The sequence below is a fragment of the Vibrio sp. 070316B genome (assembly GCF_013114115.1).
In the GTDB taxonomy this organism is placed as follows: Bacteria; Pseudomonadota; Gammaproteobacteria; order Enterobacterales; family Vibrionaceae; genus Vibrio; species Vibrio chagasii_B.
The window spans coordinates 460,972-483,088 of the sequence record NZ_VTYC01000001.1; the positions used below are offsets into that span (position 1 = coordinate 460,972).

Genomic DNA, 22,117 nt, shown 5'->3' on the forward strand with positions numbered 1-22,117 from the left:
ACTGACTCATAAAAAACGACATAATGCTAACTGTACGGTTTTAATGTGGCGAAACTGTACGCCTTATTGGCTACAGAGTTGTGATTCAATAACGGTAGACCGAATATTGGAGAGACTGTTATGTTGAAGATGACTATGGGAAATGAATTGAAGCTGATTGTTGTCGCGATTGTGTGTGCGCTTCTACTTATTCTTGGCCATGTATTATTGGCAAAAGCATTCGCTGATATGGCTTGGGCGGAGTACACCACCGCTGCGATTCCATTCGTGATGATGGCGATCTGTGGCTTGGCAATAAAGTACGCTAGTAATCAAGATGTTGATTAGCACACCTATCAGGAGCTTGGTGTAGCATGACTCCTAATAACTTTTTCGTTTGTATTCTGAATATAAAAAAACCTCCGCTATTGCGGAGGTTTTTATTTTCTTTCTTTTAATTCGAGCTTAATGCGGAATTAGAAGTTTGCAGAGCGAGGAGTACGTGGGAATGGGATAACGTCACGTACGTTGCCCATGCCTGTTACGTAAGATACTAGACGCTCGAAGCCTAGGCCGAAACCAGCGTGAGGCACTGTGCCGTATTTACGTAGATCGCGGTACCAGTTCATGTGCTCAGGGTCGATGCCTACTTCGCGCATACGCTCGTCTAGGATGTCTAAACGCTCTTCACGTTGAGAACCACCGATGATTTCGCCGATGCCTGGTGCTAGTACGTCCATTGCCGCTACCGTCTTACCATCATCGTTCGCACGCATGTAGAATGCTTTGATGTCTTTCGGGTAGTTCTTAACGATTACTGGCGCTTTGAAGTGTTCTTCAGCTAGGAAACGTTCGTGTTCAGAAGACATATCGATACCCCATTCAACCGGGAACTCGAACTCACGACCTGAATCTAGAAGAATCTGGATTGCGTCAGTGTAGTCTACTTGTGCGAAATCAGAAGTTACAAACTGCTCTAGGCGAGTGATTGCTTCTTTGTCGATACGTTGAGCGAAGAACTCAAGGTCGTCACGACACTCTTCTAGTACGGCTTTGAATACAAACTTAAGCATGTCTTCAGATAGCTTAGCGATATCTTCTAGATCCGCGAAAGCAACTTCAGGTTCAACCATCCAGAACTCAGCTAGGTGGCGGCTTGTGTTTGAGTTTTCAGCACGGAACGTAGGACCGAACGTGTAAACTTTGCTTAGTGCACAAGCGTAAGCTTCACCGTTTAGTTGGCCAGATACTGTTAGGAATGTCTCTTTACCGAAGAAATCTTCGTTGTAGTCAACATCGCCTTTTTCTGTGCGAGGTAGGTTTTCCATGTCTAGCGTAGAAACGCGGAACATTTCACCTGCACCTTCAGCATCAGAAGCAGTGATCAGCGGAGCAGATACCCAGAAGTAACCTTGCTCGTGGTAGAAGCGGTGGATCGCTTGAGATAGGCAGTTACGAACACGCGCTACTGCACCGATTACGTTTGTACGTGGACGTAGGTGAGCTACTTCACGAAGGTATTCGATAGAGTGACGAGTTTTCGCCATTGGGTATGTTTCTGCGTCTTCAACCCAACCAACAACTTTAACGTCAGTTGCAGCAAGCTCAAAATCTTGGCCTTTCGCTGGAGACTCAACAATCTTACCTGTTACTTCAACAGAGCAGCCAGTCGTTAGCTTTAGTACTTCGTTTTCGTAATTATTAAGATTATTAGGGACCACGGCCTGAATCGGGTCGAAACAAGAGCCGTCATAAATGGCAAGGAAAGAGATTCCAGCTTTGGAATCACGACGTGAACGGATCCAGCCGCGAACAGTTACTTCACTGTCTACCGCTAGCTTGCCGCCAAGTACGTCTTTTACAGGCGCGTAAGTCATGTTGGTTTCATTCTCCATTGAGGGACAAATTCAACGCAATGTTTGCAATTGATTGTTTATAGTTCGCTACATTTTGAACAAAAAACAATCGAAACATTAAGTTGTATAAACTTTTTAAATCAATGGAACATATTACCTGTCATACGGAGAGCTTCAACCTTTATTCTTGCTTGTAGAAAGAAATATTGTGTATGTCAGCCATAAAACCCAATAAGGGTTGGTTTTTTGTTCGATCTCTTAGTCTGTTTCCACTTCTTGCATGTTGTCACGTGCCACGCCTGTGATGAATTGGTCGCTGCTCCATTGTAATCTTTGTTTCCAATAATGATTGTGTGATTGCATTGAACCTCACACTATATTGTCGCGGTTTCTCCTATCTAGGAGACCATTCACCCTCTTTGTTTGTCGCGAATTCACTTTGCTGCGAATTAAAGAATCACCAGAGGAGTTTAATATTCACGTGTTAATTACGCCGCCTTAGTCCCTGCATTCTCTCTACACCCGCACTTTTCGAGCGCTCGCTCATTCATGAAAAACAGTCGAATACAATATGTCTGAACAAGGCAGGATAGGCTGTACAAGTAAAAGAGAATTACATGCTTAATTATTTAAAAACACACTGGTTATCAAATATTAAAGGAGATTCATTATCTGGGATTGTCGTTGCACTTGCATTGATCCCTGAAGCTATCGCATTTTCCATTATCGCAGGCGTCGACCCTAAGGTGGGTTTATACGCTTCATTCTGTATCTGTGTTGTCACCGCTTTAGTGGGTAGCCGTCCGGGGATGATATCCGGTGCGACAGGAGCAATGGCGCTATTGATGGTGACTTTAGTCAAAGAGCACGGACTCGACTATCTACTGGCAGCTTCATTTCTTGCAGGTGTCATTCAGATTGTTGCAGGCTATTTGAAGCTGGGTAATTTGATGAATTTCGTGTCTAAATCTGTGATTACCGGATTTGTGAACGCGCTTGCTATTCTTATATTTATGGCTCAATTGCCGGAGCTTACCAACGTACCTTCAAGCGTATATTTGTTGGTCGTATTAGGATTAGCGATCATCTACTTACTGCCTTACTTACCGAAATTGGGCAGCGCAATTCCATCACCCTTGGTGGCGATTATTGTGCTCACCATCATCAGTTTGATGTTTGGCCTAGAAGTGAGAACTATTGGTGACATGGGCAAACTTCCTGATTCGTTACCCGTGTTTTTAATTCCGAATATTCCATTCACACTTAATACCTTCGAAATCATACTTCCATATTCCATCGCTTTGTCAGTCGTTGGCATACTGGAATCCTTGATGACTGCGACCATTGTTGACGATCTGACGGATACCGAAAGTAATAAGAACAACGAGTGCAAAGGGCAAGGTGTCGCGAACATTGTTGCGTCACTGTTTGGCGGTATGGCGGGCTGCGCGATGATAGGTCAGTCGATCATTAACATTAAGTCTGGCGGCCTTACTAGACTATCCAGCATGATTGCAGGTGTGGTTCTATTGCTCATGGTGGTGTTCGCTGCAGACTGGTTAAAGCTGATACCGATGGCGGCACTTGTCTCTGTGATGATCATGGTATCGATCGGTACCTTCTCTTGGCGATCGATTGTCGAACTTAAAGATCATACCTTACCGACCAATGTCACCATGCTGGCAACGGTTGTGGTGGTTGTCTTTACTCATAACCTAGCGATTGGTGTCGCGGTTGGCGTGGTGCTTTCGGCCCTATTTTATGCTCACACGAGCAAGTCTATGGTCTTTATCTCCGATGAAGTCGTGACCAATCAAATGCATACCACTCATAAAGTTAAGGGGCATGTGTTCTTTGCTTCTTCTGATGCCTTTGTTGATTTGTTCGATTACGACAAGGCGACGTCGTTGGTCACAATCGACATTTCTGAGGCGTCATTTTTAGATAACACCTCGGTTGAAGCGCTCGATAAGGTGGTCTTCAAGTTTCGTAAGAAAGGGGCTTATGTCGATGTATCTGGCATGGATGAGGTCAGTGCTAAGCTAATCTTCAAACATGCGATGTACCACAAGCATAAAGATTTATCAGCGGTGTCGATTACGCACTAGCGGCTGTTTAAACATAGAGTTCATAGCCTAAGTAATGGCTACGTAGAAAGGTGAAGCGCTCGTGGTTGAGCGCTTTTTTGTTGGGTGACAGTTAGGTACTGTTCTCGGTTTAGGCTTTGTCTTTGGTACAAGATAACGTGAACTGATTAATCAGGGATTCTAGGTGGTCAGACAGCTCTTCTAGATCAGTACTGATATTACGCGTCTCACCTGCTGATAGTGATGTGTCGTTAGCGTGCGATGTGATGGTTTCGACTTTCTGCTGAACATCTTTGGTTGCCTGGGTAGTAGATTGCGTCTGTTGTTGAATGTTCTGCGCATGGGCGAGCACCTGTTTCATCTCTTCGACAACACTATTCATTTCAATAGAGAGTGCATCAATGTCGGTAGAGCTTTGGTGTGCTTGTTCGCACACGCGATCGGCAGAGGTTAATGACTCTTCGCTGCCTTGTTGGAATTGGTGAATAATTGATTCAATACTGCCCGTGGCCTCTGCTGTTCGAGAGGCGAGGTGGCGAACCTCGTCCGCAACGACTGCAAATCCTCGGCCTTGTTCACCTGCTCTCGCAGCTTCTATTGCAGCATTGAGTGCCAAAAGGTTGGTTTGATCGGCAATGCCACGGATCACACTCAATATCGAAGACACTTCGCCTGTCTGTTCGTTGAGTGTGGTGATCTTATGTTTCACCTCTTCAATACTAGTAACAAGGTTCTTTATCTCGCTACTTGCATCATGGGCTTGGTTCGCACTTTTACATGCCACATCCGAAGTGTGATTGATGAGGTCAGATGCGGTTAATGTCGCTTGTTCTACATTGACCTGCTGAGCTTGTATTCCTTCAACATTACTTTGTACTTCAGCGGTCTCATTCTGCTGGTCGCTGGCGGCTTGCTCAGTAATTTGTGCGACGCTCGTCAGTTGATTGGCAGACGCGTTCAGCTTATGAGAGGTATCTTGTACTTGTTCCAAACTGCTTGATACTGTGCCCATAAACGAGTTAATTGATTTCGCCAGAGTGCCAATTTCATCTTGGCTCTGTTCCGGTAGGCGAGTGGAAAGGTCCTTATCGCTGCTGACTTGAGTCATAAAGCGAGAGGTTTGCTGAAGCGGGCGTACAATGATTTTACGAATCAGCCCCATCGTCAGCACAAAGCCAGCGAAGGAGATCACTGCCATGATACCGATCGCAGCCATAGTTTGAGTCTTAATCAGCGAATTAACATGACTCAGATTGTACTCTAGTCGAATTGCTCCCAATACTTCACCTTCTGGTGCCATATGACACGCGACACAATTGGTACCACGATAATTCTCACTCGACTTCATTGGTAGAGCTATCACCAAGCCTTTACCCCAGTAAGCAGAAAATGGCTCGATGACGGTTTCGCCTGACAAGGCTCTTTTATCAATCTCGTCAACAGGTGTTTGGTTGTCATTGCCTGGACCATACAACTTACTTACGGCTTCGGCACGTAATACTCGAACGTCTTCAATGCCTTCTTGCGCTAACGCTTTCTGACGCAGCGTTTCTTTCTGTGCCATGGTGCCTGTCAGCATCATCATATTAAGGCTATCGAAATAGTTGCTCGCTTTATCGTGAAGTTGTTCACTTAGAACGGAATTAACCAGTTGTTTTTGTTGGGAGTATTGAAAGTAGGTGGATATTGCCAGTAAAAAGGTAAATACAATGGCAAGAGCAACCAAAATCTTGAAGGTTATTGTTGAGCGCATAGGTGTTTTTATTAATTCTGATGACGCGGATACTGTACTGGCAAGAGTCCTTACCACCTATGGGGTATATCGAATAATGTGACCACACTCCGGTTGTGGTTTTGTTTCTGTGATGTAGCGAGTTTGTATAATCACTGAGGTCTAATTGGAACATCTAAAGAGTAAGGAGCCGATTTTGATAGTTTCGCCTAGCAAGTGAGTCGAAGCTGGTGCGAATAAAAGTACTATTTTGGATGGTTGAGTTTTATTAGTTAACAAGTCTTCTATTAATAATGATTATTGTTTTTTGATGTTTGGTGGTTAATTAATATCCAAATGCTTATTTTGTTCAATTTAATAGCAAAAAATGTGGTTATAGCGTTGTGTTTCAGAGTTCATTCGATAATATGAAGTCACCTCTAATGATAGAGGAAGGGCAGCAACGGATACGCTGCTTTAAATAATATGGAATGTGACTTATTGATATTGGACACATACATGAAATTCAAGATTACATCACCGATCATCGAACCCACAGAAGGGTCACCACATCAGAACATGGCTTCTTCACCTGATCACACCTCTCTATACTCTCGCTTGTACTACTCGTTTTCTACTGCCTTTTCGCGATTTAACTCCGCTTATCGCTCCTATCGATATTCGTTTTAAAGCTTAACTTCTTTCGAATTTTCTTTGCATCTTGGTTGATGACAGAGAACTACACCTATTAAAAACTAAATAAATAAGTTAAAGACAATGAATATTAAAATGATGGGTAGCTCCCTAATTATCGCTGGTACCGCTCTTGGTGCTGGTATGCTTGCAATCCCAATGGTATTAGCTCAATTCGGATTGCTTTACGGCACACTGCTAATGGTTCTGATCTGTTTCGGTACCACTTATGCCGCATTACTACTTCTTGAAGCAACCATCAAAGCGGGTGGTGGCTTAGGATTAAACTCTATCGCTAGAAAGACACTAGGCAAACAAGGGCAGCTGATCACCAATGGTCTGCTTTACGCCTTACTGATTTGCTTGCTAATGGCTTACATCTTAGGTGCAGGTGACTTGCTGAGTAAGCTGCTGTCTAACCTCGGTGTCGATATTACTGCAACAACGAGTCAAATTACTTTTACCTTGATTGCCGGTGCTGTTGTGGCGAGTGGAACAGGCGTGATTGATAAGCTCAACCGTGCACTGTTCTTCGTGATGCTAGCAAGTTTGTTTGCAACGATGGCGTTTTTAGCGCCAAGCATGACGCAAGATAACTTAATGCAGGTAACGAGTAACAATCATGTAGACCTAATTAAAACGAGTGCAATCTTGTTCACTAGCTTTGGTTTCATGGTGGTGATTCCAACATTGGTTTCTTACAACCATGAAGCGACCGATAAGCAGCTTCGTAATATGGTGATTGTAGGCTCGCTTATTCCTTTAGTGTGCTACCTATGTTGGTTGTTTGCCGTGGTAGGTAACTTGAGTGAAGAGCAGTTTAGAAGCTTCCACAATGTATCTGACTTGATGGCTGCATTTGAAGCTCAGTCGCCATGGGTTGGTACCGTGCTATCTATCTTCACTGGTTTGGCTCTGCTGACTTCGTTCTTTGGTGTGGCTATGTCGCTATTCAACCAAAACCGAGATATGTTCAACCAGAACACGGCGGTGACTTACTGCATTAGCTTTATCCTACCGTTAGCGGGTTCACTGCTGGCTGCGGATAAGTTTCTACAAGTGCTGAACTACGCTGGCATCATTCTGGTGTTCTTGGCGGTATTCGTACCTCTGGTCATGGTTCACAAGCAACGCTTTATGAAAGTAGCAGAAGACAGGTACAGCGCAGAAGGTGGCAAACCAATGATGCTTTTCTCATTGTTGTTTGGTTGCTTCTTACTTATCTCTCAAGTGATTTAACCATTGCTGTGCTGAACAGCAGCTGATATTGAGACATAAAAAAAGGAACGCATATGCGTTCCTTTTTTTGCTTGTTTGTTAGCGAGAGTCGATTAACAAACAACCTTAACAGCCAAACCACCTTGAGATGTCTCACGGTATTTAGCGTTCATGTCTTTACCGGTTTCTAGCATTGTTTCGATAACTTTATCTAGAGAAACAGTAGGAGCTGAAGAACGACGAAGTGCCATACGAGTTGAGTTGATTGCTTTTACAGCAGCAATACCGTTACGCTCGATACATGGTACTTGTACTTGGCCAGCAACTGGGTCACATGTTAGACCTAGGTTGTGCTCCATTGCGATTTCCGCAGCCATACATACTTGCTCAGGGCTACCACCCATAAGCTCAGCAAGACCAGCAGCAGCCATAGAACATGCCACGCCAACTTCACCCTGACAGCCAACTTCTGCACCAGAGATAGAAGCATTACGCTTGTAAAGACCACCGATAGCGCCAGAAGCCGCGAAGTAACGGATGTAGTCTTTCTCAGTCACAGTTTGGATGAACTTATCGTAGTAAGCCAGAACAGCAGGGATGATGCCACATGCGCCGTTTGTTGGTGCAGTAACTACACGACCGCCAGCTGCGTTCTCTTCGTTTACTGCGAATGCGAACATGTTTACCCAGTCAACAACAGACATTGGATCGTTTGTTGTTTTTTCTGAAGTCATTAGCTGTTGGCGTAGTGCAGCAGCACGGCGAGGAACACGCAGTGGACCAGGCAGGATACCTTCAGTATTCATACCGCGATCCATACACTCACGCATTGTTTTCCAGATGTTTGCGAAGTAAGTACGAGACTCTTCGTCAGAGTGGAAAGCTGCTTGGTTTTTCATAACCAAAGTGCTGATAGAAAGACCGCTGTCTTTACACTGATTAACTAGCTCTTCAGCTGTTGTGAATTCGTAAGGTGCTTTGATTGGGTTCTCTTCTTCTTTGCCGAAGTTCTCTTCGTCAACGATGAAACCACCACCAATTGAGTAGTAAGTTTTTGAGTATGCAACTTCGTCGTCAATCCACGCGTGGATGCTCATGCCGTTCTCGTGTAGAGAAAGGTTGCTAGTATGGAAGTTCATACCACCATCGCGAGGGAACGAAACTGTGTGACAGTGCATGCCAACAGGAAGGCGTTCAGTTTCTTCTACGCGAGCAATAAAGCCCGGGATAGAATCGATATCAACACGCTCAGGAGTATTGCCAGCAAGACCCATGATGATTGCGATATCTGTGTGGTGACCTTTCCCTGTCAGTGATAGTGATCCATATACGTCCACGGTGATTTTAGTGATGTCGCGCAATTTTCCCATTGAACGTAGGTCATCAATAAATTCTTTACCCGCTTTCATTGGTCCAACTGTGTGCGAGCTCGATGGACCAACACCGATTTTATAGATATCAAATACACTAATCATAGCGATTACCTCAAAAAGAGAGCCTCCCAAGGGGAGTAGGGAGGCTCATTTATTATCATTATATTTTGTGTCTAATCTCGCGATATAAGATGAAAGGCATCTTATAAAAGCTGCTTATAGATTAAAGAGCGCCGTAGATTACAGAACTAATAGCCGCTAGACCACATAAAGCTGTAAAGATTTGTACAGGTGCTGAAGTTTTGTACTTAGCCATTGCTGGTACTTTGTTCATCGCGAATACAGGCATTAGGAACAGGATAGCTGCAATCATTGGAGCACCCATTGTTTCAATCATGCCTAGGATGCTTGGGTTAACTACCGCAACAATCCAAGTAGTCACAACGATGAACGCTAGAGATACTTTTTCGATAGTGCTTACTGAAGAACCAGAGCGAGACTTGATTAGACCAACAAGACCTTCGTGAGCACCTAGGAAGTGACCGAAGTAGCTAGAAGTGATTGCTGCGAACGCTACTAGAGGGCCCATGTAAGAGATAAGTGGAGACTCGTGAACGTTAGCTAGGTAAGAAAGTACAGAGATGTTTTGTGCTTGCGCTGTTGCTAGTTGCTCTGGAGATAGAGAAAGTACAACAGAGAATACGAAGAACATAACGAAACCCATTAGCATCATTGCCGCACCGCCAGTGATAGCGTCAGTTTTCTTAACTGCGTTTTCACCGTATACACGACGTTGCTCTTTAGAGAACTGAGAGATGATTGGGCTGTGGTTGAAAGAGAACACGATGATTGGAATTGCAAGCCAGATAACAGAAGGCATTGTTGACCATTCAGGCGTTACTTCCATCATTGAAGTGTTCCAATCTGGAACTAGGTAGAAAGACAGTGCTAGTAGGATGAATACTAGTGGGTAAACCATTGCTGAAGTTGCTTTCAACATTAGATCTTTACCGAATACAACGCCCGCTGTCATAGCAAGAATAAGTGCACCAGAAAGAAGAGGACGAGGAATAGACTCCATGCCCATTTGGTTTACTAGGAAAGAATCAACAGTGTTTGTGATACCAACACCGTAAATCAGAACGATTGGGTAGATAGCGAAAAAGTAAGCGAAAGTAATAAGGTTTGCGCCGGTCTTACCGAAGTGTTCTTCTACTGTATCTGTAATGTCAGCTTCAGGGTTTTTTGCAGACAGTACGAAACGTGCTAGAGATTTGTGTGCGAACCAAGTCATTGGTGCAGCAATAAGAGCTAGGATAACTAATGGCCAAAAACCACCCGCACCAGCTTTAATTGGAAGGAATAGTACGCCAGCACCAACTGCTGTACCGAATAGTGATAAACACCAGGTAAAATCTTTATAGTTAAACTTGCTTGAATCTTTAACGGCATTTGCCGAAGAAGTTGTTGTGTTCATGTTAAATTACTCATTTTTTGGGAACAGGAAATAAGTCGGGGCTAATTCTGCAGAATTTTCTTCGGCAAAAAATAGATCTAAATCATGTAATGAAACGGCGTGTCACATGATATGCGAAAAACGGATTTTTGATCACGAAAATGCCGTGCTACATGTGATTTATGTTCATGTCTGGCATTAGTTTTTTTTATCCGAAAGGGGTGGCTGTACAGATTTATACCAAGTAAACGTTTGCGTAAAATTGCATTAATAAATCTGTTCCATAGAAAGGCTAGCGTTTGTTAACAGAGATTAAACAAAACGTAGTTGCTATGTAATTTGTTGCACTACATGCTGCTGCAATGATTGGATGATTTGTGCCGTGACGCCCCATATAAGGTGCTCTTCGAAGGGCATCGCGAAAACACGATGTTTGATTTGCTTAAAGTTTACTGTGTGGCTATGCAGCTTCGCTTGGTCTAAAACATAGGTAGCTGGGACTTCAAAAATGGACGCAACCTCGTTCTCATCAATGATGGGTTTATAGTCAGGATCGACTAATGCGACAATCGGCGTAACAGAAAATTTACTAATAGTACTCAAGGTGGGTAACTGCCCAACAATTTTAACCTGATCCGATCGAATTCCTACCTCTTCATGAAGCTCTCTAAGTGCAGTGAATTGCATAGATGGGTCGGAAAGCTCATGTTTACCGCCAGGAAAGCTAACTTGCCCCGGGTGATGTTTTAAATGAGCCGCTCTTTTAGTAAAAATGACATGTAAACCATCTTCCCTTTCAACTAAACCGACCACAACGGCCGCTTTGCGCAATTCATCATCACTAATATGAGAAACGCGCTCTACTGATTCAGGGTGATAACCAGCAGGAGGGTTAAGCTGAAACTGCTGAAGGAAATTATCTCGGTTCATAACATGCCAATATATTGATTATTATGCCTTTAAGTATAGGCACAACCGACAGTGGAACGCCAACCTAACCATCATCGGAGCTGTTAACCTTTAGAACTGCCTGTGATTGCTTTGGCTACTTACTGTTTCTCGGTTTTTGCTATATTCAATATGAGCATATGGGAGAGTCAACTTGGGCGAGGTCATAAAATTAACCAAGAAAACGTACTTTTTTTGATCAAGAATTTGATAACAACAACTTAGTGGCTCATTCTAAAAAGAAATAGATCAAAAGGTATGAGATGAAAGGAATCATATTCACCGAATTTTTAGAGCTTGTTGAAGATAAGTTCGGTTTAGAGCTTTTGGAAGAAGTGCTAGAAATGTCGGAAGATGAGGGGATCTACACATCGGTTGGTAGTTATGACCATAAAGATCTAGTGAAGCTCATCATTAACCTAAGTAAAAAAACGGATATTGACGCCGCCAGCTTGCAACGAGTGTTTGGCCAATCGGTGTTTAAGAATCTATTGGCTTCAATTCCTAATAAAGCGAGTCTCAAACACAGCAACACGACGTTCCAATTTATTCAGCACGTTGAGCGTTACATTCACGTTGAAGTGAAAAAGCTCTACCCAGACGCTGAGCCACCGGAGTTTAGCTTTATCACGACAACAGAAGCCCAGCTTGTTTTCGATTATAAAAGCGCACGATGCATGTCTCATGTTTGTTTAGGGCTAATCGAGGGATGTGCCGAGTACCATGGCGAATCGATTGCAGTGGACATGACACCTCAAAATGATGACCAAAGTGTGGTTAGGTTTAATCTCAAAGTAGAAAAGTAATATGAGTTTGGTAACCGCGCTAGAGAGCAAACTAAAGCGCCAAATAGCCGCCCGCAAAGTGGCTGAAGCTCTGTTGGAGCAAAAAAGTCTTGAATTGTTCGAAGCCAACCAACAGCTGGAGCTTGCCCTGCGGCAGTTGGAAAAACGTTCCAACGCGAACATTCGTCGTATCGAGTTTCAAGAGCAAATTGATAATCTGTTGATAGATTTTGGTCGCGCGTTTCTTCGAAGCGACTTAGATGATGTGATGCTGTCTCAACTGACCACAAACGTGACAAACAGTTACCTTATTGAAGCTAGCCGCTTAATATTGCCATCGAAGCTGCTTCCACAACTTCAAACCTACGATTATGGTGATGCATCGGTTGGTGATTTCGACCCAAAAATCGGAGAAACACAATGGGAAGGTGATCTACTCACTGTACCGCTTGAGGTTGAGAAGGTTATCGTTGGAGCATTGATCGTAAAGGTCAACCTATCTGAACAAGATGTCGATTTTATCGAGAGCCAACTCTTATTGGTTACAGATCTTATCTGCAGTGCCATTACTCACCAATTAGCTATCAATCGAAATATTGAGTCTCGTAAGCGAGCAGAGGAATCTGAACGGGCGACGCGCGATTTTGTGGCGATGATTAACCATGAGCTAAGAACGCCGCTCAACGGTTTATTGGGAAGTGCTGAATTAATCAGTGATACCGAGCTCAACAGTTCCCAACGTGAAATTGTGAATAACCTAAGTCAATCAGGTGAGTTTTTAAGGACCATCATCAATGACTTATTGGACTACAGCAAAATCAATGCGGGCATGTTGGAGCTGATTCCAAAGAAGTTTGCACTACTTGATTTAAGAAACACCATTGAAAGCATCTTTACGAATCGAGCCAAAGAGAAGCAGCTTGAATTTAATATCAGCGTGGCACCAAATGTTCCATCTCACTTCAAAGGCGATTTAGATCGCATTACTCAGCTCTTTGTAAACCTCATCGGTAATGCGATTAAGTTTACCGAAGAGGGGCATGTGAACGTCGATATTGAATGGGACAACGAGCATTTCGTTTTCTCTGTGGAAGATACTGGGGTTGGGATTGCTAAATCCGCCCACAAAACACTCTTCGAACCTTTTACACAGGCGGATAATTCGAGTAGCCGAAATTATGAAGGTACAGGCCTTGGTTTAGCTATTTGCCGTAAGTTAGTGGCGTTGATGCGTGGCGACATTGGGGTGACCAGTGTTGTAGGTACTGGCACCACCTTTACTATTTCGGTTCCGCTTCAAGTGGTCGATATGCCAACAGAAAGCGACCAAGTATCGAAAGGCTTTGAAACTGAGGTCGAACTGTCATTACTTAAAGTGTTGGTGGTTGATGATATTAAGATGAACCAGATCATCATCCAACAGATGTTACGTAAGCATGATATAGAGCCAGCCATCGCCAGTAATGGTATTGAGGGGCTGGAATTGGCATCTCATAATGAGTATGACATTGTATTTATGGATTGCCGTATGCCAGTGATGGATGGTTTTGAAGCAACAGAGAAACTCAGAGAGAAAGGCTATGAAAGATCTATTGTTGCATTGACTGCGGGAACGACCTTAGAAGAGCGTGAACGCTGCATTCAGTGTGGTATGGATGACATTCTGAGTAAGCCATACACTGCCAACGACCTTAAAGATATGCTCAAGAAGTGGGGTGTTGGACCTATCACTACGTCATAGTTGATGACTGCATACTAGCGATAGCAAAAAAGTTTAGAAAGAAAAAGCCGAAGTGATCATCGCGATGACTTCGGCTTTTTTATACTTTTCGTTTGGCTTCGAACTCGTACTACGCAGTTAGCAAATAGCGTTCACTTAGCACTCTTCCAGTACAGGGAGGATTCGACTAAGTTTATCCAGCGTTTCTTGGTATTCAGAAGCACAATCACTATCGAATACCACACCACCGCCAGCCCAAGCATAAAGCGTATTGTTCTCCGCCACTAAAGTGCGGATGGTAATGCTGGTGTCCATTCTGCCATTTCGGCTGATGTAACCGATACTGCCACAATATGCTGAGCGTCTATGCGGCTCCAGTTCCTCGATGATCTGCATTGCACGAACTTTAGGAGCACCAGTAATAGAACCACCGGGGAAGCAAGCCCTCAGTAGATCTGTCGCTGAGTATTGATAATCAAGGTCGGCCCTTATTGTACTCACTAAGTGATGCACAGCAGGGAAGCTTTCAATATCGAACAATTTAGGGACATGAACCGTTCCTGGTTTTGCCACTCTACCGATATCATTACGAAGCAGGTCGACAATCATCAGGTTTTCAGCCTGGTCTTTATCCGCGCTCGCTAGGTCTTGTGCATTCGAGTCATCGATCACATGGTCATCAGAACGGGGGCGAGTACCTTTGATCGGTTTCGTTTCAATAACGTTATCTTTTAGCTCTAGGAAGCGTTCTGGTGAGACACTAATAATGGCACTGTTCGCCAAACGGATGAAACCAGAAAACGGAGCTGAGTTGTACTGCTCAAGTTTTTCGTAGGCCAACCATTCGCTGCCTTGGTATTTTGCATTGAAGCGCTGAGCCAAGTTGATTTGATAGCAGTCGCCAGACAGTAGGTATTCTTGAACGCTATCAAACTTCTCTGCGTAGCTCTGCTCGCTCATGTTCGATTGCCACGGTGTCGTCAGGCTAAATTGCTCTGCTTGAGGTTGAGCTTGTTGTTGAGATAACCAATCCCAGTGAGCTTCGATGTTTTGCCCAACCACACAAGCTGTCTTTAACTTGTGGTCAACCACAATCGCCCATTCATAAAGACCCACCGCCATATCTGGTGCATCAATATCACGCGTTGAGGTAGCAGGAAGTGTTTCCACTCGTCGACCTAAATCGTAGCTAAAGTAGCCTAAGGCACCACCGATGAACGGTAACTCAGAGTGCTCATTCGTAGCAGGTAACAACTGTTGTTGATATTGGTCGAGTAGCTCAAAAGGATCGGAATCTGAAACCTCGCACGTCTCTTTAACATTAATGGTGGTTTTTGCACCGATTGTTTCGAAGGTGGCGATGGGTTGAGCAACTAAAATGTCGTATCGACTATCAACGTGGCTTTCTGAAGCGGAGCGTAATAGCATTGCCCACGGCAGGTTTTCGATATGAGAAAACAGCTGTTTAGCTAAAGTTGATTGATATTCAAGCGGCTTGATTTGGATAGCGCGAAATTCGTTGTTATTCATTTGTTTAATTTGTGACAAAGAGTTCGATCACTGCATGGCTTGTGAGAGGAAGCAAGAGTATCATAAATTGAAAATAAAATGGGTTCTTGATTAGGGCGTGTTGATCTTTCGAGCTGATTTTTGCAGCGAGTTGCTGGGCCTTTATACAAGGCAGAGGCGTCGACGTGTAGCTAGCCTACATGAGAGGCCGATAACGTAGTAGAAATGACCAGCAAACGCTGCCCGAAGGGTTCGGCTAAAAGCGTTTTACTCTTTGTTGAGGGAGATTTGCTTAGAGTGACTAGGCTACTTCCCCCTCGCCGCGATTAAAACGCTTTTATCTCGAACAAAATTGAACCACGAAAGGTCTACACGCCCTAGAACATTGTAATCCAAGTGGTTTAGTTTAAAGCTATGCAAGCGATTGCTAAAGCAACTAAATACAGCTCAACATTATAAAAAGCTAAACCTACTGATCTCATTTAGCGTTATTCGTTAAATAGTGAACCCACATGGAACTAGAACAATAAAGAGGCATGCAATGACGGTTATTCGTAAGCAAGATGTGATCAGCAGTGTCGCTGACGCACTTCAGTACATTTCTTATTATCACCCTTTAGACTTTGTCCAAGCCCTAGAAAAAGCGTACGAGAAAGAAGAGAGCCAAGCAGCTAAAGATGCGATCGCTCAGATTCTGATTAACTCACGTATGTCTGCGGAAGGTCACCGTCCTATCTGTCAGGATACTGGTATCGTTACTTGTTTCGTGAACATCGGTATGGATGTGAAGTGGGAAACGGATCTAACAGTACAACAAATGGTTGATGAAGGCGTTCGTCAAGCTTACAACAACCCAGATAACCCACTGCGTGCATCTGTCCTAATGGACCCAGCAGGTAAGCGTATTAATACTAAAGACAACACACCTGCGGTTGTTCACATTAATATGGTTCCGGGCAACAAAGTTGAAATTCAAATCGCGGCGAAAGGCGGCGGTTCAGAGAACAAAACTAAAATGGTTATGCTAAACCCTTCTGATGATATTGCAGAATGGGTAGAGAAGACGCTACCAACGATGGGCGCAGGTTGGTGTCCACCGGGTATGCTTGGCATAGGCATCGGCGGTACCGCTGAGAAAGCCGCGGTACTTGCGAAAGAGTCTCTGATGGAGCACATCGATATCCAAGAGCTTATCGAGAAAGGTCCTGAGAACGCAGAAGAAGAGCTTCGTCTAGACATCTTCAACCGCGTAAACAAACTGGGCATTGGTGCACAAGGCTTGGGTGGTCTAACTACCGTTGTTGATGTGAAGATCAAAACTGCACCAACACACGCAGCGTCTAAGCCAGTATGTTTAATCCCTAACTGTGCAGCAACGCGTCACGTGCACTTCACATTAGATGGCAGCGGCCCAGCAGAGCTTACGCCACCTAAACTAGAAGAGTGGCCAGACATCACTTGGGAAGCGGGCGCAAACACACGCCGTGTGAACCTTGATGAAGTGACTAAAGAAGACGTTCAAGAGTGGAAGACGGGTGAAACGGTTCTTCTATCAGGCAAAATCCTAACGGGCCGTGATGCAGCGCATAAGCGTATTCAAGGTATGCTTGAAAGCGGTGAAGGTCTACCAGCTGGCGTTGATTTCAAAGGCAAGTTCATTTACTACGTGGGTCCTGTTGATGCTGTGGGTGATGAAGCGGTAGGTCCTGCGGGTCCAACAACGTCGACACGTATGGATAAGTTCACAGACATGATGCTAAACGAAACGGGCATCATGGGCATGATCGGTAAAGCGGAACGTGGTCCTGCTACGGTTGAATCAATCAAAGAGCATAAAGCGGTTTACTTGATGGCTGTAGGTGGCGCTGCTTACCTAGTAGCAAAAGCAATCAAGAAAGCACGTGTTGTTGCGTTTGAAGATCTTGGTATGGAAGCGATTTACGAGTTTGAAGTTGAAGACATGCCAGTAACGGTTGCGGTTGACTCAACGGGCGCAAACGCTCATCAGATCGGCCCTGACACGTGGAAAGTGAAAATTGCCGAAGCTGAAAAAGCTTAATCAACCGAAGTCAAAAAGTCGTAATTGATGCTGACCTCAGCGTTTGAATTGCAAGTTTTGACAGAAAGTTAAAGACAAAAGTGCAGCATTATCTGCACTTTTGTCTTATTATCAATGATATAGTGATAAACACATCGTTTGATATAAGAACATAGGAGAGAGGAATGCCTCGTTTTATTCAGATCCTACAAATTATCTTGGCAGTGGTGATTGGTAGTTTCATTGGTTACGATTTGATCTTGCACGGAATCAGCATCTTTAACGAAAAATACGTAACCATTACATGTGTATTGTGGTTGATTGCTGAGATAGCACTGTTTGTTATCTACAAGCTCATAGAAGACGATTAGTCTGCTATTCATTAAAGAATTTCAAAGCCCCTGATTATGAATGTAGTCAGGGGCTTTTATTCATCTAGCATTAAGAATGGGTATTGCATACTCACCACTATTAGCAAAAGAACAAGCAACAGCATACAAACTATCCCAATAGGGAAAGAACATAGGCTTGCCTCTCTATCATTATACCCAGCTTGCCTAAATATCACGGAGTCGTTCAAATGAAACACCTAACTCAAGAAATGAGTGACTTTATAAGCAGAGGAACGGATTCTCATATTAGAGTAGCGGTCACGGGGCTGTCTCGTGCAGGTAAAACAGCATTCATTACCTCGTTGGTTAACCAACTTCTTCATACCTCTACTCATAAGAATTTACCGCTTCTTGCATCAGCGAGAGATGGAAGAATTATTGGTGCAAAGCGCATCCCACAACACAACATGATGATTCCGCGTTTTTCTTATGACGAAGCGATGGAATCATTAAATGGTCAGCCACCAGAGTGGCCAGTACCAACACGTGATGTCAGTGAAATTCGCTTAGCCATCAAATATAAGCCGGCAAAAGGCGCGAAGAAGTTACTGAGTAAAAACAGTACCCTTTATCTCGATATTGTTGACTATCCGGGTGAATGGTTACTTGATTTACCGTTACTGGACATGGATTTTGAAACGTGGAGTCAATCTCAGTTTGCCGCATTAAAAGGTGACCGAGAAACTTACTCGCAAGAGTGGAGTGCAATGCTTGGCGACATTGACCTATTGGCTGAAGCTGATGAAAAGAAACTGGTCGCCATTGCCGATAGCTACACTCAGTACCTTCATACTTGTAAGAGCAATGGACTACATTGGGTGCAACCGGGGCGATTTGTATTACCGGGTGAGTTAGAAGGCGCGCCTGTGTTGCAGTTTTTCCCATGCGCAGCACCACAAGGTAAATTCTCGAAAACAAGTAACTATGCGGTGCTGAAAGCGCGCTATGAAGAGTACCAACAGAAGGTAGTTAAAGCGTTCTACAAGAATCATTTCTCAACCTTCGACAGACAAATTGTGCTGGTGGATTGCTTGCAGCCACTCAATGCCGGCTATGACTCTTTCATGGATATGCGTGGTGCACTTGAACAGTTATTGAAGAGCTTTAAATATGGTCGAAGCAATATCTTGAGACGTTTGTTTGCTCCGAAGATCGATAAGATCCTGTTTGCTGCGACCAAGGCAGACCATGTGACACCAGATCAGCATCCAAACTTAGTGTCACTGCTGCAACAGATGGTACACCCTGCTTGGCAACAGGCGGCGTTTGAGCATATCGATATGAGTTGCATGAGTATCGCATCTATTCAAGCGACCAGCGCAGGTTATATCTCGTCGGGCTCGGACAATGTGCCAGCGCTGCAAGGTGTTACTTTGGATAACGTTCCTCAGACTATGTATCCGGGTGAGGTGCCACGCAAACTGCCGAACAAGCAGTATTGGGAAACCAACCAGTTTGATTTCACCAGCTTTAGGCCAATGGAACAACACTCTGATGAGCCTTGTCAGCACCTAAGGATTGATAAGGTTTTAGAGTATCTCATTGGCGATAAGTTGAAGTAATTGAGGTAATAAAAGATGAGTGAATTAAAAACAAAGCAGGTCTTTAATGAGCCGCTAAAGACCTCTTTTGATGACAATGATAATGCTTTTGGTCAACAAGGGGCGGGGGAAGCGACTCCAGAATTAGGCGCCCAGCAGTTGTTTACGGAACAAGAGAAATTTGTACCCGTAGCACCACAGGTTGAGAGCGAGCTAGATGGCAAAGCCGAGCAACAACTGGAACAGATCATTCGTCCAAGTAAAAAGAGAAAGTGGTTAGGTTCTGGCTTACTGGTTGCTTTCGCGGGCTTAGTGGGCTGGCAGGCGATTGATTCTGTCATCACTGCGATTCAATCAGCAGATTGGCTCGCGCTCGGTTGGGCAGGTTTCATTGCGGCAATCGCTTCATTGGGCTTAGGCGCAATCGGCAAAGAGCTGTGGAAGCTACGCTCATTGAAAGATCACTTTAGCGTACAAGAGCAGAGTGAAGAGTTATTGCAAAGCCAAAGTGTCGGCAAAGGCAAAGCGTTCTGTGAAAACATCGCTAAGCAAGGCGGCATTATTGCTGAGTCTCCGGCGTTCGATAAGTGGAGAAACAGCATCAACCCAGCACACAGTGATGCCGAAGTGTTGGATATGTACGATGCGTTGGTTGTTGCACAGCAAGATAAAGTGGCAACTCAAATCGTGACTAAGTTCTCGACTGAATCGGCGGCTTTGGTGGCGGTGAGCCCATTGGCAGCGGCAGACATGCTGCTGGTGGCGTGGCGTAATTTCACCATGATCGACAAGTTAGCTGATGTGTATGGCATTGAACTTGGCTACTGGTCTCGCATCAAACTGTTCAAGTTGGTGTTAATCAACATGGCAGCAGCAGGCGCAAGTGAACTCGCGATTGATGCAAGCATGGACTTAGTTTCCATGGATCTGGCTGGTAAAGTCTCAGCGAGAGCGGGACAGGGCTTAGGTGTTGGTATCCTGACTGCTCGATTGGGTCTAAAAGCCATGACACTTCTTCGCCCTATGCCTTGGCACAATGAACGCAAAGTAAAACTGGCCGACATGCGCAAAGCCGTCCTTTCTGAAATAAAGCGTATTACCCTTAAATAAGACGTACGTCTTTGAAACAAAATGTATGACATTGAGTGGTTTGCGAGCGAAGAGTAAACATATGTTTACTCTTCTTCTTGACTGAACTCAGACCTTAATTCACACTACTGTCAACTTATCCTGACACCTATAATAGGACTATTTGTGCGTCTTGAAGTATTGTGTGAAGACCGACTCGGCTTAACGCGTGAGTTGCTCGATATCTTGGCCTCAAAAAGCATTGATTTACGAGGAATCGAAATCGATGTTAAAGGCATTATTTACCTGAACTGCCCTGATATTGATTTTGATGCTTTTAGTGAACTTATGGCTGAAATTCGTCGAATTTCAGGTGTAAAGGATGTACGAAAAATACAATTCATGCCAAGCGAAAGGCACAACACTGAGCTGATCGCTTTGCTTGCTAACCTACCTGATCCCGTTATTGCGATTGACCTTAAAGGTTCAGTCGATATGGCAAACCACGCTGCACTCAACCTATTTGGCAAGCAAGAAGACGAAGTCATTGGCGAACCGCTCGCGTCCTTCGTACCTAGCTTTAACTTTGGTCGTTGGATCGAAGGTGAAGTTACACGCCACCGTGAAGTTGTTGTGTTGGACGGTTTAGACTTCTCTATTGAAATCCTACCTATCTATCTGGGTGGAGACGTCAACGAACCTGTGCTTGCGAGCGCGGTGATGACGATTCGTTCTTGCAACCAAGAGATGAATACGCCCGATGCGATTCCGGAACAGAACAACTTAGGCTTTGAGCATTTTGTTGGTGTCTCTAATCGCCATAAAGCGTTAATCAGCCAAGCTAAGAAACTGGCGATGCTTGATCAGCCTCTGCTGATTGAAGGCGATACAGGTACAGGTAAAGAGATGTTGGCGAAAGCGTGTCATAACCGCTCAAACCGCTCGTCTTTCCCATTCTTGATTCTGAGCTGTGCATCGATGCCTGATGACGTAGCAGAAACCGAGCTGTTTGGTCACGCCCCAGGTTCATTCAATCATGAACAAGGTCATAAAGGCATTTTCGAACAAGCCAATGGCGGTACCGTATTTTTAGATGAGATTGGCGAAATGAGCCCACATCTACAAATCAAACTGCTTCGCTTCCTACAAGATGGTTCATTCCGTCGTGTGGGCGAAGAAGAAGAGATGCACGCTGACGTTCGTATTATTGCGTCAACGCGTCACCGTCTTTCTGAACTTGCTGATTCTGGCTCGTTCCGTGAAGACTTGTTCTACCGTTTGAATGTACTGACTCTCTCTATTCCAGCATTGCGTGAACGTTCTAACGACGTAGCACCATTACTGGAACTGTTCGTAGCTAAATACGCGCAGCAGCTTGGTATGTTAAAGCCTAAGCTTACTCAAGAGTTAATAGACCAACTTGGTAATTACCAATGGCCGGGTAACATTCGTCAGTTAGACAACATGGTATTACGTGCGCTTACTGAGCTCGATTCAGACACGCTATCGGTTGAGCAGTTCCACTTGCCTCAGTTAGAAACCATGACAACAGGCATGGCGAACTTGAGCTTAGATGGTTCTCTGGATGAGATCATGAAAGACTATGAGTCTCAGATCTTGGAGAAGCTTTACCAGTCATTCCCATCAAGTCGTAAGTTAGCTAAGCGTTTGAACGTGTCTCATACCTCTATTGCGAATAAGCTTCGTGATTACGGTATCAGAAAGAACTGATCGAATAAGACC

16 protein-coding genes are annotated in these 22,117 nt (G+C 44.3%); 10 read left to right on the top strand and 6 right to left on the bottom strand.

The genetic code is table 11. The features are described from left to right. Positions 1 to 120 precede the first annotated feature (120 nt). Entirely contained in the window at positions 121 to 327 is a 207-nt protein-coding gene (locus F0251_RS02105) for a hypothetical protein (RefSeq protein ID WP_061031632.1), read from the top strand. A 128-nt stretch (positions 328 to 455) separates the two neighbouring features. Here the strand turns inward: F0251_RS02105 and asnS are convergent, their stop codons facing one another. Further along, the gene (gene asnS, locus F0251_RS02110) at positions 456 to 1,856 is read right to left on the bottom strand and encodes an asparagine--tRNA ligase (RefSeq protein ID WP_116870352.1); all 1,401 of its coding nucleotides are present in this window, start codon (positions 1,854 to 1,856) and stop codon (positions 456 to 458) included. 596 nt (positions 1,857 to 2,452) lie between these two features. On the opposite strand from asnS, the gene F0251_RS02115 reads away from it, so the two are divergent. Continuing rightward, positions 2,453 to 3,943 (top strand): SulP family inorganic anion transporter, encoded by a 1,491-nt coding sequence (locus tag F0251_RS02115; protein ID WP_171730197.1) that lies wholly within the window; start codon positions 2,453 to 2,455, stop codon positions 3,941 to 3,943. 109 nt (positions 3,944 to 4,052) lie between these two features. Here F0251_RS02115 and F0251_RS02120 read toward each other — a convergent pair whose 3' ends face one another. Continuing rightward, positions 4,053 to 5,675, bottom strand: a complete 1,623-nt coding sequence (locus F0251_RS02120) for a methyl-accepting chemotaxis protein (protein ID WP_171730198.1) — start codon at positions 5,673 to 5,675, stop codon at positions 4,053 to 4,055. Between the two features lie 747 nt (positions 5,676 to 6,422). On the opposite strand from F0251_RS02120, the gene F0251_RS02125 reads away from it, so the two are divergent. Further along, positions 6,423 to 7,565: an amino acid permease gene (locus F0251_RS02125; RefSeq protein WP_102423477.1), complete on the top strand. Its 1,143-nt coding sequence runs from the start codon at positions 6,423 to 6,425 to the stop codon at positions 7,563 to 7,565. 92 nt (positions 7,566 to 7,657) lie between these two features. Here F0251_RS02125 and F0251_RS02130 read toward each other — a convergent pair whose 3' ends face one another. The 3 genes from F0251_RS02130 to F0251_RS02140 form a co-directional block, all read right to left on the bottom strand. Further along, positions 7,658 to 9,019, bottom strand: coding sequence for an L-serine ammonia-lyase (locus F0251_RS02130; RefSeq protein ID WP_061031627.1), 1,362 nt, complete (start codon positions 9,017 to 9,019; stop codon positions 7,658 to 7,660). Positions 9,020 to 9,140: 121 nt separating this feature from the next. Continuing rightward, a complete protein-coding gene (locus F0251_RS02135) occupies positions 9,141 to 10,394 on the bottom strand; it encodes an aromatic amino acid transport family protein (protein ID WP_102423478.1) in 1,254 nt (417 codons plus the stop codon). Positions 10,395 to 10,703: 309 nt separating this feature from the next. Then, the gene (locus tag F0251_RS02140; RefSeq protein WP_061031625.1) at positions 10,704 to 11,303 is read right to left on the bottom strand and encodes a CoA pyrophosphatase; all 600 of its coding nucleotides are present in this window, start codon (positions 11,301 to 11,303) and stop codon (positions 10,704 to 10,706) included. Positions 11,304 to 11,584: 281 nt separating this feature from the next. Here F0251_RS02140 and F0251_RS02145 point away from each other — a divergent pair, with 281 nt between their 5' ends. Both F0251_RS02145 and F0251_RS02150 read left to right on the top strand, forming a co-directional pair. Further along, positions 11,585 to 12,127: a heme NO-binding domain-containing protein gene (locus F0251_RS02145; RefSeq protein ID WP_061031624.1), complete on the top strand. Its 543-nt coding sequence runs from the start codon at positions 11,585 to 11,587 to the stop codon at positions 12,125 to 12,127. 1 nt (position 12,128) lies between these two features. Beyond that, the gene (locus tag F0251_RS02150) at positions 12,129 to 13,847 is read left to right on the top strand and encodes an ATP-binding protein (protein WP_171730199.1); all 1,719 of its coding nucleotides are present in this window, start codon (positions 12,129 to 12,131) and stop codon (positions 13,845 to 13,847) included. A gap of 135 nt (positions 13,848 to 13,982) precedes the next feature. On the opposite strand, the gene pabB is transcribed toward F0251_RS02150, so the two are convergent. Continuing rightward, entirely contained in the window at positions 13,983 to 15,356 is a 1,374-nt protein-coding gene (gene pabB / locus F0251_RS02155; protein WP_171730200.1) for an aminodeoxychorismate synthase component I, read from the bottom strand. A 520-nt stretch (positions 15,357 to 15,876) separates the two neighbouring features. Between pabB and F0251_RS02160 the strand changes: the two genes are divergently transcribed. The 5 genes from F0251_RS02160 to tyrR all read left to right on the top strand — a co-directional run bounded on the left by F0251_RS02160 (position 15,877) and on the right by tyrR (position 22,105). Then, positions 15,877 to 17,394, top strand: coding sequence for a fumarate hydratase (locus F0251_RS02160; RefSeq protein WP_171730201.1), 1,518 nt, complete (start codon positions 15,877 to 15,879; stop codon positions 17,392 to 17,394). 164 nt (positions 17,395 to 17,558) lie between these two features. Beyond that, positions 17,559 to 17,744 (top strand): hypothetical protein, encoded by a 186-nt coding sequence (locus F0251_RS02165; protein ID WP_008222261.1) that lies wholly within the window; start codon positions 17,559 to 17,561, stop codon positions 17,742 to 17,744. A gap of 209 nt (positions 17,745 to 17,953) precedes the next feature. Continuing rightward, positions 17,954 to 19,327: a YcjX family protein gene (locus F0251_RS02170; RefSeq protein ID WP_102425568.1), complete on the top strand. Its 1,374-nt coding sequence runs from the start codon at positions 17,954 to 17,956 to the stop codon at positions 19,325 to 19,327. Positions 19,328 to 19,342: 15 nt separating this feature from the next. Then, positions 19,343 to 20,416, top strand: a complete 1,074-nt coding sequence (locus tag F0251_RS02175; RefSeq protein ID WP_171730202.1) for a YcjF family protein — start codon at positions 19,343 to 19,345, stop codon at positions 20,414 to 20,416. A gap of 144 nt (positions 20,417 to 20,560) precedes the next feature. Next, entirely contained in the window at positions 20,561 to 22,105 is a 1,545-nt protein-coding gene (gene tyrR / locus F0251_RS02180) for a transcriptional regulator TyrR (protein WP_102425570.1), read from the top strand. Positions 22,106 to 22,117: the final 12 nt, after the last annotated feature.